Origin of the sequence: Acinetobacter sp. (assembly GCF_041911495.1) — a bacterium.
GTDB lineage: Bacteria > Pseudomonadota > Gammaproteobacteria > Pseudomonadales > Moraxellaceae > Acinetobacter.
Genome location: NZ_JAYROT010000051.1, coordinates 1 through 15452 on the forward strand (window position 1 = coordinate 1; position 15452 = coordinate 15452).

A 15452-nucleotide genomic window follows, 5' to 3' on the forward strand; every position below is an offset into this window, starting at 1 on the left:
AAAAATACAGATCAATTTCCAACCCATTTGGAAACTTTGGGCACACGTTTAGACCAAACTGGATAAACTCGGCACCAATAATTTAAAACCAAAATTCAACTTTGTCGGGTCAACAAAAACTCAGCAATGGTTCGTAAAGCCTGCTTATTGCCCTGCATTTGATTGAGCGCATCCATCGCTTGATCATGCAATTGTTGCGCATAATGTTGCGCATTGTCTAAGCCCATCAAGGCAGGATACGTCGATTTTTCCACTTGCTGATCTTTTCCTGCAGTTTTCCCGAGCACTTCGGTGTCTGCGGTAATATCCAAAATATCATCTTGGACTTGGAAAGCGAGCCCTAGCGCACGACCAAACTGACGCAGTGCCGAGAAGTCTTGATCTGCTTTTGGCAATACCGTCACTGCGCCCATCATAATCGCTGCTTGAATGAGCGCACCTGTTTTATTCAGGTGAATCTGCTCTAAATGATTTTGATCTACCAACTTGCCTTCAGCCTGCAAATCCATAACTTGACCATTGACCATTTTGCTACTTGCCGTAGCGAGGATTTGCATCTGTCTTAAACGAATTCGATCATGATTTGCGGTATTGCTGATAATCTGCATATCCTCAAACAATCGACTACCTAAAACTTCAAATGCCATCGACTGCAAGACATCACCTGCCAACAACGCCGTCGATTCACCAAAAGCCACATGACAGGTCGGTTGTCCTCGACGCAAGGCATCATTGTCCATACAAGGCAAATCATCATGGCACAATGAATAACAATGAATCAGCTCGACTGCCACCGCCGCACGACGCACCGCAGGATTGAATTGTTTAGGATCTTTTTCTAAATCATTCAGCTCAGCACTGGCATAACATAACGCAGGACGAACTCGTTTTCCACCAAGCATCACCGCATGATGCACTGCTTCTTTCAGTGGGCTGGTTAATGCAAATTGATCAAGACAAAATTGCAAGTCTACTTGAATTTGTTGTTGTGCACTTTTTAATACTTCAGGAATCGTCATCGTTCTACTCTATACATCAGCTCTATAGCTTTGAGTTATGCATTTTTTACAAATTCAGATTTAAGTTTCATCGCACCGATACCATCAATTTTACAATCAATATCATGTCCATCCGATGCATCTGTGATTAAACGAATATTTTTGACTTTGGTACCGACTTTGACCACTGAGGATGAGCCTTTAATTTTTAAATCTTTAATCACCGTTACCGTATCACCGTCGTTAAGCACATTGCCATTAGCATCTTGAATTTGGTCATCTTTAATCACATTAGATGTCGCTTCAAGTGCCTCGCCCTCTCGCCATTCATACGCACACTCTGGACAAATCAATAGATCTGCGTCTTCGTAGGTATAGGTGGATTGACATTTTGGGCAAGCAGGAAGTGCGGTGTCTAAAGACATAACGGAGTAAACTCAATCTTTTGAATGTTTAGATTGTTATTATAGTGGTATATGTTTTAAAAGTCGTATAAAAAAGCCCAAATCATGTTTTGATTTAGGCGCTTTTGTTTGTGTACTAATTTGTTTGTGTATTAAGACTCTTAAAATTTATTCGCCAGTATCTTCTAAGAGTGCGCTACTCATACCCACTGTGTTGAAGCCACCATCGACATAGAGAATTTCCCCTGTAATCCCTGACGCCCACGGCGAGCATAAGAATAATGCCGCATTACCGACTTCTTCAATGGTGACATTACGTTGTAATGGCGCAGTTTTTTGATTGGCATCAAGCATTTTGCGGAACGATTTAATCCCGCTAGCTGCCAAAGTGCGAATAGGTCCTGCAGAAATCGCATTGACACGAATGCCTTCTGCGCCAAGACTTGAGGCAAGATAACGTACACTCGCTTCAAGTGAAGCTTTAGCCAATCCCATAACATTATAGTTTGGTAAAACACGCTCTGAACCTTGATAAGTCAGCGTCAGCAAACAACCCTGACGTGCTGTCAATAACGGACGTGCCGCACGTGCCATCGCAATAAAGCTGTATACACTAATATCATGGGCAATTTTAAAGCCCTCACGACTGGTCACTTCGGTAAAATCGCCATCTAAAGTTTCCGCAGGTGCAAAGCCAATCGAATGCACCACACCATCCAAACCATCCCAATGCTTTGCCAAATCAGCAAAGGCTTGATCAATCTGTGCATCGTCTGCCACATCACATGGGAAAACTAAATCTGAACCAAGCTGTGCAGCAAACTCATCAACTCTTTTTTTCAGCTTTTCATTGGGATAAGTAAAAGCAAGCTCAGCACCCTCACGATGCAAAGCATGTGCAATACCATAGGCAATGGATAATTTACTCGCAACTCCTGCGATCAAAAAACGTTTTCCTGCGAGTAAGCCGTGACTCATGTTTTACACCAATCTATTATATTTAAATTAACCGTATGATGCCGAACTATGCCACATGCTGTAAAGGTTGAAATCTTCCAAAATTATTGAAAATTGTTTTGCTTATTTAAAGCAGAAAAACAACGCATAAAAAAGCCCTGCAAATGCAAGGCTCTCATTTTGCTGCAATTTGATTTGAAATTAATCGCTACTCAGCAAACCAATCAAACGTAGGAATGAAATATACATCCATACCAATGTTGCAAGTAGCGCAATACCACATAACCATTCAAAACTTTTTGGTGCGCCGTTCGCTGCGCCATTTTCGATCAAATCAAAATCTAAGATCAAGTTGAGTGATGCAATAATCGCTACAAAAGCCGCAAAACCAATACCTAACCATGTGCTTTCAAACAATCCCGGAATGGTGCTTTGGAATGCCAACACCATAATCCACTGCACCACAAACACTGCCAAAATCGCAAAAGTCGCCGAAATGACAACAGCTTTAAACTTTGCCGTCGCACGGATAATACCTGTGCGGTACAACGCAAACATGGTCAATGCCGTGATAAATGTTGCCAATAAGGCTTGTGAAGCAACACCGGGGAAACGAGCTTCAAAGAATAACGAAATACCACCTAAGAACACACCTTCTAGCAAGGCATAAGGAATGGCAAGCGTCGGTGCAAGATTGGTCTTAAAAGTCGCAATTAAAGCCACAACGAAAGAACCAATACCACCGACAACTAAACCGCCAAACGCAATACTGCTATTCCCCGTCATGTTACAGAAGATGTAGAAAGCAATACCGAGTACAGCTGCAATCACAGTCATCAGTACCGACTTTTGTACTGCACCTTCAACCGTCATCGGGTTGCCACGATCAGCGTAGACTTCCGCTCGGGTAAAAATTGGATTATTACTTTGCATAATTTTTATCCTATTTAAATCCTGTATTGATCTAATACGAAAAGGACTAAAGTGAACTGTTTAATGGACATTTTCGCCATTTTTTCAGACAACTAGTCTATTGAGTTTGATAAAATAACTTTAATTACAAGCTAATTTAACACACAAAAATAGACCCTGTGTAGCTTTATTTTGCACAATGTAATGCTTTGAATTTTTAAAAATATTTAACTATCGCAACTTATTCTATGCGAAAAAAGTATTCACGATAATATTTCAACTCACGGATCGAATCACGAATATCATCGAGTGCCAAATGCGAAGCATCTTTTTTCAAACCACTCATGATTTCAGGGCGCCAGCGTTTCGCCAACTCTTTCACCGATGACACATCAAGATTGCGATAATGGAAAAATTGCTCAAGCTCAGGCATCAGACGATGCATAAAACGACGATCTTGGCAAATCGAGTTACCGCACATCGGCGAGGCTTTGGCGTTGACCCATTTTTTTAAGAATTCTAAAGTCTGCACTTCGGCATCACGTGTTGAGAGTTGACTACGACGCACACGAGCGGTGAGTCCAGATTGACCATGTTGCTTGGTATTCCACTCGTCCATGGCGTTCAGCACCGTATCCGACTGATGAATGGCAAGCATCGGACCTTCTGCCAAAATGTTAAGATCACCATCGGTGACAATGGTCGCTATCTCAATAATCTGATCATTGTCGGTATCCAAACCAGTCATCTCAAGATCAATCCAAATCAAACGTGTATCAGCAGTGCTCGTCATGAATAATATGCTTATCTGTAAATTTTAGCCTTACATACTAACAAACTTATGGCTAAAAAAAATGATTTTCCGTTGTGCGAAAGTCTTCGCTTCGTGGTATTTTTGCCAATCTATATATTTTGAATGAAATAAGTGGATGGCTTTAATCCGTAAACGTCGTTTGACTGATCAACAGCAACGTCGTATCGCCAAGCAACAAAAAAACCGTCAAGAAGAATTTGATGTCGATTTCGACATTGAAGGCTTGGTAGTGCAACATTACGGACGTCAGCTCGAAGTGCAAGTCTGCTCATTGCCGAAACTACAACCGCAACAAGAGCCAAAACAACCCGAAAATTTAAACAACAATAATTTAACTGGTGAAAGCGAAGCCTTTTGGCGTCCAATCGTTTTAGGGGAAATTTGGCGTTGTCATACCCGAACCAATCTCGACAGTTTGGTGACTGGTGATCGCGTCACTTGGCAAGCCGACCCCAACACGGGTTTAGGCGTGATCACTGCCATTCACCCACGTACATCTCTGCTCAGCCGACCTGACCGCTATCACAAACTGAAACCTGTGGCAGCCAATGTCAGCCTGATCGTGATCGTCTTTGCGCCGATGCCTGAGCCGTCTGCGATGCTGATTGATCGCTATTTGGTGGCGTGTCACGATGCGGATATTCAACCGTTATTGGTACTTAATAAAGCCGACTTGTTAAAATCAAATCAGTTACAATCCGATTCAGTCGAATCTGAACCGACTTTACAATTATTAAAGCAATATCAGGATCTTGGCTATGAAACGTGTATTAGCCAAAGTGAAGCGGATGAAGACAGTCCATACCATCCAAAGCATTTGCTGGAAAAATTTGCTGGGCAAACGGTGGTGTTCGTTGGGCAATCAGGTGTCGGTAAAAGCTCATTAATTAACACCATCATTCCTGATGCAGCGCAAAAAACTAATATCATTTCGGAAAACTCCGCATTGGGTCAGCATACGACGACCTCGACCCGTTTGATTCAATTCAATGACAACTCGGCAATTATCGACTCACCAGGGATTCGTGAGTTTGGCTTATGGCATTTGTCCAAAGATGCGATTTTGTCAGGATTTCCAGAGTTTGATGACTATTATGGACAATGCCAATTCCGCAATTGTACTCATCAAAATGAAAAAAACTGCGCCTTACAACTCGCTGCCGAACAAGGCAAAGTCGATCAACGTCGCTTGGATAGCTTGATTCGTCTGCTCAATGAATCTAGCGAATCGGAAAAAAGTTAGACTATTTCGACATGCACGCTTGAAGTTCGCTGTTCCATCACTATATATGCGTTATACTGTGCTCGCTTTTGAAAAAGACATAAGGTGAAATGTGGAACGTTGGTTAGAGTTTATGGGAAATCATCCCATTTTATTTGGTATTTTAGGGGTATTGCTGGTCCTGTTTTTTGTGATGGAAAGTCGTCGTAGTGGTCGCAAAATTTCCCCACAATCTTTAGGCATTTTGACCAAAGCACAAAATGCAATGTTAATCGACCTGCGTGATGGCAAAGACTTTAAACAAGGTCATATCAGCGGTAGTCGCAATATTCCATACAGCCAACTCGACGCACACGTTGAGGAGCTCAAAGCCAGTGATCGTCCACTGATCTTCATCTGTAATCTTGGTCAAGTCGCAGGCACAGCCTTGCAAAAAGTCGGTCATGCAGACAGCTATCGTTTGGACGGTGGCATCATGAACTGGAAAGGTCAAGGTCTGCCATTAGTCAAAACGGCTGAAGGCAAAAACAGCAAATCTCACAAATAGGAGCATCACATGACAGCAAATGTTATCGTTTATTCAACCTCGGTCTGCCCTTATTGTGTTCGTGCCAAGCAACTTCTTGAGCGCAAAGGCGTAGCATATAAAGAAATTAACCTGTCTACCGAAGCACCTGAAGTGCGTATCGAATTGATGCAACGCACCAATCACCGCACCGTGCCACAGATTTTTATCAATGATGAGTTTATCGGTGGCTTTGATCAGTTGTATGCGCTAGAGCGTGATGGTCAACTGGATAGCAAACTCAACGCATCTTCTTAATTTTTAAAGGTTTTAATATCACATTGTGTTTCTTTTAGAATTTAAAATTCACCGAAGCGCAATGTGTTCAAGTTAAAATAAAGCATTTACTTCATCCTTCAACAATGTACATAGGAATAGACAATGAGCGAAGAACAACAAGCACAACCACAATTGGCATTAGAACGTATTTACTTAAAAGATGCTTCTTTTGAAGTGCCTGGGGCAAGCGTATTTACCAAAGAATGGCAACCTGAGTTGTCCATCAACCTTACCTCTGCGGCGGAACAAATCGATCCAACCCATTATGAAGTGGCGTTGAAAGTCGTAGTCACTGCAAAAAATGGTGGCGAAACTGCATTTATCGCAGATACCACTCAAGCAGGTATTTTCTTGGTGGAAAATGTAGAACAAGAGCGTATGCCATACATTCTTGGCGCATACTGCCCGAACATCTTGTTCCCTTTTCTTCGTGAAGCGGTGAATGATCTGGTATGTAAAGGTAGCTTCCCACAACTACTACTTAGTCCGATCAACTTCGATGCTGAGTTTGAGGCGAATATGCAACGTGCACAGCAACAGCAAGCGGATGCAGAAGGTCAAGCCTAAGCACTGACGTTGTTTTTAATGCAGAAAACCACAGCCTAATCTGTGGTTTTTTATATAAGCCAACAAAATATTCTAAACTTCTTCGATTCTTCATCAAATCTTCAGATAAAGCTCAAGCCATCAGCTTATAGTCAATACAATTCAAAATTCAAAGCCTGAGTAAATCATGCCACTTACACCATTACATCTGGGTATTGCAACTTGCTGTAAAGCGGTAGCCAATCATCGTTTTAGTTTCTTAATTTTTGCAGGCACACAAGTCTTTATGGATTTAGAGCCATTATTCGGCATATTGCTAAAATGGCAAACGCTTCATTTATATACACATAATCTGATTGGTGCATTACTTATTGGACTTATTTCAACATTTCTTGGAAAACCAATTTCAGAATGGGTACTCAAAAGGTTTCATTACACACATTGGCAAATTTCTTGGCAATGCGCCCTCATCAGCGCATTCTTGGGTAGTTTTAGCCATGTTTTTCTAGATGCGATGATGCACGCTGATATGTTCCCATTCTTTCCATTCAGCTTAGACAATCCATTCTTGGGACTGGTGCCTTACTCATCTATTTTCTATTTTTGTATCATCAGCTTTACGCTTGGCGCTTTAATTAGCCTTTTGAGATTAACACTTTTATCTTCAAAAAATTAAAGTCCAACGCTTCAAATTAAGACACAGGCACATGTTTATCCAAGGCTTTTGCAATCGCCTCAACCAACTGCTTGGCAATCTCATGCTTTGAGGCTTTTTCCAATTCTTGCTTCTGCATCTGATATTGCTCTGCAAAAAATACCACCATCGCATTCTCATCCGAGGCAAAACCAATATCAGCACGTGATACATCATTACATGCGATCATATCCAACTTTTTCGCAGTCAGTTTGCCTTGTGCATAGTCTTCAACATTTTGCGTTTCTGCCGCAAAACCCACAGTAAATGGACGTTTATCCAATTGTGCAATGGTCGCCACAATATCAGGGTTTTTCACCAAAGCGACTTGTAGCTCATCCCCTGCTTTTTTGATTTTATGCTCTGCAACTTGCGCCACACGATAGTCTGCTACCGCAGCGGTAGCGATAAACACATCCGTACCATTTTCCACCAGTTGCATGCTGTGCTTGAGCATCTCTTGTGCCGATTGCACTTTGATACGGCTTACGCCGTTTGGTGTATCAAGGCTCACGGGTCCAGAAATCAGAGTCACATCTGCTCCTGCCGCATAGCATGCTTCTGCAATGGCAAAGCCCATTTTCCCTGTACTATGATTGGAGATATAACGTACTGGGTCGATCGCTTCACGAGTTGGTCCTGCGGTGATCACCACATGTTGCCCTGCGAGTAAGCCGAATTTTTCTGAGATTTCACGCTCAGCTTGGGCAAAGAAATCATTGACCCACTGCGCAATATCTTCAGGCTCAGCCAAGCGCCCTAGACCGACATCACCACAAGCTTGCTCGCCTGCTTCTGGCATCACCACATGCACACCATCTTGCACCAATGTGGTCAGGTTACGTTGTGTCGAGTTGGCTGCCCACATCTGCTGATTCATCGCAGGCGCAACCCAGACAGGTGCTTTGGTCGCAAGATATAAGGTGCTGAGCAAGTCATCCGCTAAGCCATTGGCAAACTTCGCCAAGGTATCGCAACTGGCAGGTGCGATCAATAACAAATCCGCCCAGCGCGCCAGCTCAATATGTCCCATGCCTGCTTCAGCCTCAGGATCGAGAAGCGCAGTATGCACAGGATTGCCCGACAAAGCCTGGAAAGTCAGCGGAGTAATAAACGCCAATGCGCCTTCGGTCATCACCACACGCACGTCAAAACCAAAATCTTTTAAGCGACGCACCAAGATGGCGCTTTTATAGGCGGCAATGCCACCAGTAACACCGAGGACGATACGACGAGTTTTTAACGCTTCTGCTTCGAGCTTCATTTCGAGCCTAATCCTTGCTAAATCAGCACAGTGAAATTATGCGTGATACATCGTGTTATATAAATCATGCTTTATAAAACATTGCAACGGCGCTCACAATAGCATTAAATAAGCAATTGCCCAAGCCATAATTTTTCACGATAATTGATAAAAAGCAAAGTAAAACAATGACGAAATCAAATGATTTAACCGTACTTCAACCATCTAAACAATCCATCAAACATTGGCCTGCGGGTGAACAACCTCGTGAGCGATTATTACAGCATGGCGGTCATGTACTCTCTGATGCAGAACTGTTGGCGATCTTTCTACGTACAGGTTATAAAGAGCATAGTGCAGTAGAAATGGCTCGGCAGATGTTGCATCACTTTGGTGGATTACGGCAAATACTTGATGCTACACCTGAGGAAATTATCGCTTTCAAAGGCATGGGCATGGGGAAATCGGCGCAATTGCTTGCCAGTAAAGAGCTTGCTCAGCGTTATTTACAAGAGCAATTACAAACGGTGGAATCTTTAGATAATGTGCAACTCATTGTCGATTTTCTTAAGATGAAATTGCGCGCTGAACGCCAAGAGCTTTTTGCGATTTTGTTGCTCAATCAACATTGTCAATTTATTGAATTTAAAGTCCTATTTCACGGTACATTGAGTCAATGCTCTGTTTCAACGCAAGAAATTATTCGCTATGCCTTAGATCACCATGCACATCATTTGATTGCGGTGCACAATCATCCGCAAGGTCACGCTCTGCCATCGCCCGAAGATTTACAATTTACTGCAAAACTGGCGCAAGCCTGCAAACTACTTGATATGCAACTGTCTGACCATTTTATTATTAGTCAAAATGAATATTTCTCCTTTGCCGAGCAAGGTATGATTGCGGATTAAATCCAGTCGTAATATGCTTAATGCCTTAGATTACATGATAATTCCTATGTTTTAATTATGATCATTCGCCAAACCACCAGTACCTTTAAAATGCTTTTCTCTTGGGAAGGCACATTATTACCAAAAATTTTGCCATCCTTAGGTGTAGTAATGCTTCTATCGGCGATCGTCGGTGGCTTGGAATATAACAATATTTATCATTTCCCTGAGTTACCACTGATGGGATTTACCTTGATCGGCTTGGTGCTTTCGATCTTCTTGGGTTTTAAAAATTCGGCATGTTATGACCGTTGGTGGGAAGCACGTAAACTGTGGGGTATTTTGATTGCCACAGCTCGACATCTCGACCGTGATTGCCGTGTGCTGTCCAAAGCACGTCGTGAACGCACCGTACAACAGATCATCGTCTTTGCCAATGTATTACGTGATCGCTTACGCCAAGAAACCAATAATCCGATGAGCCTGCACGAAATCACGGGAATGAGTGAAAATCAATTTCGCTTGCTTTCGCAACATGTCAATGCACCGCAGTACACACTGAGTCTGATCCAGTGGGAGTTTATGCAAGCATTAAAAGAAGGTGAAATTAGCGACATTATTTATGCCCAATTGAATCAACACGTGCATGAGCTGAGTCTTGTGCATACAGGTTGTGATCGGATTGCCACGACGCCGATTCCTTATGCCTATTCTGTTTTGCTCAATCGTACTGTGTATTTTTTCTGTTTCTTGTTGCCGTTTAGTTTAGGCAGTGTTTTAGGACTTGCTACGCCGATTTTGGTGGGTATTCTCGCTTATACTTTCTTAGGGCTTGATGCCTTAAGTTCAGAGATTGAAGAACCATTTGGTACGCAAAGTAACGACTTACCGCTCGACTCGATGGTGCGCACCATTGAAATTGATTTGCTCAGTAGTTTGGGTAAAGCCACCCCTGCGCCGATCCAAGCTGTGAATAGTAATTTGCTATAAATCAATTAATTTGGGTTCAGAAAACTTATTCTCGTAGCGTTTTCCATTGCTGAAACTGACCTGATTGATATGCGAATAAACTAGAAAATTGTGGAATAACCGCCTCACTCTGATGTGGTCGCAAAAACACATAATCATCTGCAGCTACGCTATTTTTTGGAATCTGTACCATTTCCTGATTACTGCTTCGCCCATATAGCGCATGTGGCGCAGTACCTTGTGGATAATGATATTCCGCCATCCAATAACCGCCATAGACAAAAACCGCTTGTTTGCGATGTGGCAAACGATCAAGCATCGGGAAGCCCGGAATTTGGCTAAAAGGCAATACTTTCAACACTGGTGTCGCTATCCATAAGACAGGCTGAAAATTTTGTAAGGTCTTTAAATCAAAATCACTCGGCTTTAACAACATTGACCCGAAGGAAATATCATTACAGACCGTTCTCTGACAATGCAGTGCAAACGTCGGACTGCCTGCGCCATTAAAGCATAAATCTTCTTGCCATAATGTCGGAAATTCTGCTTTGATCAGTTGTTGATAGTTTTGATAAGTCGTCTGTGACTGTTGATAAGATTCATCCATACTTTGCAAAATCGTTGGAATCTTGGCAACGTGAGCATCGTAACCCATCAGTCCCGTGAATCGCAGATGTTGTGGATTTTCCGTAAGGCACTTTAAGAGCTGACGCATCTCATCGTCTGTCGTCACGCCACCACGATGCAAACCGACATCAATTTCAATATTCACTTTGAGCTGTAAATTATATTGCTTACTCTGCTGCTTAGTAATCTCAAGATATTGTTGAAGACGTGCTGTGCTATCTACAAGCCATTGAATATTTGACTGCCGATAGTGTGGAAACTGCGCATAAAAATCCGTGACGACTTTTGCAGGCATCGGCTTACCAAGCAGAATATCTGCATCAGGAAAAGCTTGCAGTATTGCATCCAAGTGTACGGCATGAAATACCATAAAGCGATCACAGCTTAAACCCTGCGTTTGAAACTGCTTAACAATAATTTGTAGAAGCTCAATACAAGCCAAAGATTTGACTACAAGGCGTGGCTGTAGTTGTTGCGAATTAAATGTCTCAGAGCGAGCAAGCATCTGCACAACTTGTCCAATATTCTGTGTCAAAGCATCTATATCGACGATCAACTGCGGCATCGCTGTGCCCTGCTGTTGCAAGTCTTGAGTAAGCTTTTGGAAATATGTTTTATTGATCTTTTTCTTATTTTTAAGCATTTACAAAATCTCCTTATCGCAACCCAAGATTAATCTAAAAATAAATTTTGCAAATGTGGATTTAACCATTTTTGCGATGGATCGAGTTGCTGACGCAAGTGCTGAAATTCATCCCATTTTGGATAGAGATTTTGCAACGTTTTTGCAGTTTGCGTATGCAATTTCCCCCAATGTGGTCGCCCTTGATATTTCAAAAATATTGGTTCGACCAATGAAAAAATCTGCTGATAATCTTGTTTATGATATTGATGAATCGAAATCGACACCGAATCTCGCCCATAAAAAGGACTGAGCGCAATATCATCACCTTTGACAAAACGAAACTCAATCGGAAAGAACATCGGTACGTGATGTTGTTGAAGTGTTGCCAACACTTCTTCAAAACATGCAATACCTTGCTCTACTGGAATCTGATATTCCATTTCATTAAACCGTGTATTGCGAGGCGTTGGAAAAATTTTCCCTGACCAATCGACTGCCTGCGTCGGCTTCACAAAATACTTTAATGTGCTTTGAAGCGTTGCATTCAACTTGGGAAACAAACGAACTAACTCACAGCACAAAGTCAGAATAGTATCATCGGATGGGAATGGTTCTTTTCTAGGCAAAATCTCGTCTGTCGTATCATCCAATGTTTTGAGAATCACTTGATCTGCATGGAGAAATGCCCAAAACTCAACATGTCGATGCTGATCTTTCCATGTCATGATGTTGTCTAAGACTTCACGAAGTGGGCATAAACGCTGTTGTTCGTATAAGCGATATGCAGGACGGTTTTGCATGGTGACTTTGGTCAGAATGCCTAAGCTACCCAACGCCACTCGTCCTAAATTGAAAATCTCAGTATGTGCATCGGCATCACACCAAAGTAGTTCTCCATCAGCTGTGAGTAGTTCAAATCCTGCAAGCATTGCCGAGAGACATTGCAAACTCGCCCCTGTGCCATGTGTACCTGTAGACACTGCACCTGCCAAGCTTTGCTGATCAATATCCCCTTGATTAATCAGTGCTTGCTGAATAGGATGAAGCATATCTGCCAAAGCATACAAGCGTGTCCCTGCATACAATTGACTTTGACAAGTCGATCTATCATGCGAAATTAAACCTTGCAAATTGTCCAGTGAGATCAGCGTATCATTAGTTGCGACCAAAGGACTAAAAGAATGCCCCGCACCGACCACTCGGATTTTTGAATGACATTGCACAATTTGTTGTAAGGCATTGATGCGATCAGGATAATAAATGTCTTGTGGTTTTGCAGATTGACTACCCGACCAATTCTTCCATGTTTGTGTCATCACTGTCATCCTCGACTGTAATTATTGACTATAGCTATTGACTATAAATATTGTTTGTTCGTTTTGCTAACTCATGCTTGGGTGGAATCAGTGGTCGCAAGTTCTGATCATATTTGCGATCAACTTTCTCTAAACGCACCTGCTGTGCCAGTGTCGAAAAGCGTGTTTGCAATGTCCATTGTCCATTGTCCATACAGTGTATGTCCACCCTCATAGGCTTGAAGTTGGTATTCTTCATTGGTCGTGACATAGCCCATATAGTCATTGCAATACGAGATCAGCCATGTCTTTTCGGACGATTGCGCACCTAGAGCTTTGGCAACCGTTTGCTTAAGGCGTTGTCCTGCAACTGTGGTAATTTCCCCTGCACAACATACGATGGTAATCCCACCCAACTGTACAAGCTGAATCGGGACAATGGTTGGGACAAGTTGGCTATGTTGAATTGCACCTACTCGGTATTGTCGATTCATTTCAGCGATTAAAGGATCAACGAAACTCGGAGCAATATCTAAACGTTGTCCTAATATTTTCTTTTCACCTGCCTCAAGTACAATAGGCTTATTGCCTTGTGATGCGTACAAGGCTTGATATTTTTCAAACTGAGGATGCTTTGGATTCAACCGTGCTTTTCGAACTTGATTAGAGAGTAGATTCATTGCCATCACGATGGGCTTTGCGGTGCCCAGCCCATCGACAGGTGTCCCTGCAAAAAATGCACTACCATGACAAGGTTGACTGGTTTTTGCACCCTGAGTTCCTCGGCTAAATTCAGCATCGACATCGACATTCGACAGGTCAATATATTGCAACACCGCTTTGACTTTTGATAACGACAACGCTTGCGAGTGATTCAACGCCTGTAAAGCACATTCACTTTGCAACTGACCATTTCGCTCAGCATATTGATATTCCGCTTCACCTTGAATTTTATTGCGGATTTTCAGCTGATCTTTACCATGAAAATGTGGCGACACGTCCCCTGCTGTAGATTGCGCAAAGATCGCCACTGGCGAAAGCACACCTTGAGATGACAAGCTCTGTGATGTTGTGCTCTGTAATGATAAGTATTGCTCAGTACTTGCGGCAGCATAACCCTTATTATCGCCATCATAAGCATCAAGCTGATTGCCCAAACAGGTCGCATGCACCCCAAACAATGACATCAATGCACACAATTGATCATTCTGATAAATACCCAATACATTCATCTCACGATCTAAAGCAAGATGGGTTTCAGACAACTTCCGCTGTGTGACTTCAGGGTTTTGGTTATAAGCATCTAAAGAGCGATTCCATGCCACAGGTATATGCGTCGCAAAGGTATTCTGTGCTGTTCGAACCTCACAATCTGCCATCGCGTGATACGCATCAGCAATACTTTGCACAGTTGCTTGCACAATCAAATCGACATGTTCTGCAACAAAGCCTGGCGTCGGCATATTGTACAACGCATCAAAACTACAACCACCGGGTGCAGAATGCGTATGCGTTGCCATCAACACCAGTTTTTCTTGATCAAACCAAGTGTATTTTGATAATGATTGAACAATGCCATCTCGCATCGCAAAGGTGATACAGCCCAAATCTAAACAACAAAAAATGATTGGTTGATCACCTCCCATCCCCTGATCTGCATCGACCGTAATCAAGATCGTACGTGCAAATAATGCGGTAAGTTTTTGTGTAGCACGATGTGACATCTGTCCGTATCCGAACATTGCCAAATTTTTTGCTTCGATTTGAATTTCTTGTTTAGCCCAGCCACTCTTTGGCATTTAATCCCTCTTTGATTTTTATTGTGGGACTAGCATAACTGAATGAATTACTTATATATTGACAAAGCACGACGATTTGAAAAAATAAAATTTCCGCTCTATTTCATCAAGACTTCCAAGAAATAATGCCAAAAACTAAGACCTAGAAAACTAAGACCTGAAAAGCTAAGGCTTCACTGCAACGACAGTGAGCTCCACCAAAACACGTGGGTCATAAAGTTTCGCTTCAACACAAGTACGTGGCAATGCTTCAATATCAGCGACCCACGCATCCCAAACTTCATTAAAAGCTACATAATCCTGTTCTATATTTTTAAGATAAATCGTCACAGATAAAATGTTGCTTTTATCTGTTCCTGCATCGGCAAGAAACTGATCAATGATGTCGAAAGTCTGCTGAGTCTGTCCTTTGATGTCTAAGTCAAAATCAGTTGCCAACTGCCCTGCAAGATGTACCAAGTTGCCTGAAATCGCCACTTCTGAAAAGCGCTTTGAAACGTGTAAGCGTTGTACCGTCATATTGAGAAATATCCAATCATTTTAATCATCATCTTCTCTCATGGTAACAAGTCATCTCATGGCGCAACAAGCCTACACCCATCAAATTTTACGT

16 protein-coding genes and 1 pseudogene are annotated in these 15452 nt (G+C 42.3%); 7 read left to right on the forward strand and 10 right to left on the reverse strand.

Going from position 1 to position 15452, the window contains the following annotated elements; all coding sequences use genetic code 11:
- Positions 1-95 precede the first annotated feature (95 nt).
- The 5 genes from ACE3PQ_RS06620 to orn form a co-directional block, all read right to left on the reverse strand.
- A complete protein-coding gene (locus tag ACE3PQ_RS06620; RefSeq protein ID WP_374296319.1) occupies positions 96-1019 on the reverse strand; it encodes a polyprenyl synthetase family protein in 924 nt (307 codons plus the stop codon).
- A 35-nt stretch (positions 1020-1054) separates the two neighbouring features.
- Positions 1055-1423: a zinc ribbon domain-containing protein YjdM gene (locus ACE3PQ_RS06625; RefSeq protein ID WP_374296321.1), complete on the reverse strand. Its 369-nt coding sequence runs from the start codon at positions 1421-1423 to the stop codon at positions 1055-1057.
- A gap of 147 nt (positions 1424-1570) precedes the next feature.
- Positions 1571-2380, reverse strand: coding sequence for an enoyl-ACP reductase (locus tag ACE3PQ_RS06630; protein WP_374296322.1), 810 nt, complete (start codon positions 2378-2380; stop codon positions 1571-1573).
- Between the two features lie 180 nt (positions 2381-2560).
- Positions 2561-3292 (reverse strand): Bax inhibitor-1/YccA family protein, encoded by a 732-nt coding sequence (locus ACE3PQ_RS06635; RefSeq protein ID WP_374296324.1) that lies wholly within the window; start codon positions 3290-3292, stop codon positions 2561-2563.
- A gap of 220 nt (positions 3293-3512) precedes the next feature.
- A complete protein-coding gene (gene orn / locus ACE3PQ_RS06640; RefSeq protein WP_374296326.1) occupies positions 3513-4064 on the reverse strand; it encodes an oligoribonuclease in 552 nt (183 codons plus the stop codon).
- Positions 4065-4200: 136 nt separating this feature from the next.
- Here orn and rsgA point away from each other — a divergent pair, with 136 nt between their 5' ends.
- The 5 genes from rsgA to ACE3PQ_RS06665 all read left to right on the forward strand — a co-directional run bounded on the left by rsgA (position 4201) and on the right by ACE3PQ_RS06665 (position 7373).
- The gene (gene rsgA / locus ACE3PQ_RS06645) at positions 4201-5328 is read left to right on the forward strand and encodes a ribosome small subunit-dependent GTPase A (protein ID WP_374296328.1); all 1128 of its coding nucleotides are present in this window, start codon (positions 4201-4203) and stop codon (positions 5326-5328) included.
- A 91-nt stretch (positions 5329-5419) separates the two neighbouring features.
- Entirely contained in the window at positions 5420-5854 is a 435-nt protein-coding gene (locus ACE3PQ_RS06650) for a rhodanese-like domain-containing protein (RefSeq protein ID WP_374296330.1), read from the forward strand.
- Positions 5855-5863: 9 nt separating this feature from the next.
- Positions 5864-6130, forward strand: a complete 267-nt coding sequence (gene grxC / locus ACE3PQ_RS06655; protein ID WP_374296332.1) for a glutaredoxin 3 — start codon at positions 5864-5866, stop codon at positions 6128-6130.
- A 123-nt stretch (positions 6131-6253) separates the two neighbouring features.
- Entirely contained in the window at positions 6254-6718 is a 465-nt protein-coding gene (gene secB, locus ACE3PQ_RS06660) for a protein-export chaperone SecB (RefSeq protein ID WP_092617665.1), read from the forward strand.
- Between the two features lie 166 nt (positions 6719-6884).
- Positions 6885-7373: a hydrolase gene (locus ACE3PQ_RS06665; RefSeq protein WP_374296334.1), complete on the forward strand. Its 489-nt coding sequence runs from the start codon at positions 6885-6887 to the stop codon at positions 7371-7373.
- Positions 7374-7389: 16 nt separating this feature from the next.
- Here the strand turns inward: ACE3PQ_RS06665 and coaBC are convergent, their stop codons facing one another.
- Positions 7390-8655 (reverse strand): bifunctional phosphopantothenoylcysteine decarboxylase/phosphopantothenate--cysteine ligase CoaBC, encoded by a 1266-nt coding sequence (coaBC, locus tag ACE3PQ_RS06670; RefSeq protein ID WP_374296336.1) that lies wholly within the window; start codon positions 8653-8655, stop codon positions 7390-7392.
- A 167-nt stretch (positions 8656-8822) separates the two neighbouring features.
- Here coaBC and radC point away from each other — a divergent pair, with 167 nt between their 5' ends.
- Positions 8823-9545, forward strand: a complete 723-nt coding sequence (radC, locus tag ACE3PQ_RS06675) for a DNA repair protein RadC (RefSeq protein WP_374296337.1) — start codon at positions 8823-8825, stop codon at positions 9543-9545.
- Between the two features lie 57 nt (positions 9546-9602).
- On the forward strand, positions 9603-10514 hold the full coding sequence (locus tag ACE3PQ_RS06680; RefSeq protein ID WP_374296339.1) for a bestrophin family protein: 912 nt from the start codon (positions 9603-9605) through the stop codon (positions 10512-10514).
- Between the two features lie 25 nt (positions 10515-10539).
- Here the strand turns inward: ACE3PQ_RS06680 and ACE3PQ_RS06685 are convergent, their stop codons facing one another.
- The 4 genes and pseudogenes from ACE3PQ_RS06685 to ACE3PQ_RS06700 all read right to left on the reverse strand — a co-directional run bounded on the left by ACE3PQ_RS06685 (position 10540) and on the right by ACE3PQ_RS06700 (position 15358).
- Entirely contained in the window at positions 10540-11763 is a 1224-nt protein-coding gene (locus ACE3PQ_RS06685; protein ID WP_374296341.1) for an alanine racemase, read from the reverse strand.
- Positions 11764-11792: 29 nt separating this feature from the next.
- Positions 11793-13070: a D-arabinono-1,4-lactone oxidase gene (locus ACE3PQ_RS06690; RefSeq protein ID WP_374296343.1), complete on the reverse strand. Its 1278-nt coding sequence runs from the start codon at positions 13068-13070 to the stop codon at positions 11793-11795.
- Positions 13071-13095: 25 nt separating this feature from the next.
- Positions 13096-14839, reverse strand: a pseudogene (locus tag ACE3PQ_RS06695) (neutral/alkaline non-lysosomal ceramidase N-terminal domain-containing protein).
- 165 nt (positions 14840-15004) lie between these two features.
- A complete protein-coding gene (locus tag ACE3PQ_RS06700) occupies positions 15005-15358 on the reverse strand; it encodes a RidA family protein (RefSeq protein ID WP_374296345.1) in 354 nt (117 codons plus the stop codon).
- Positions 15359-15452: the final 94 nt, after the last annotated feature.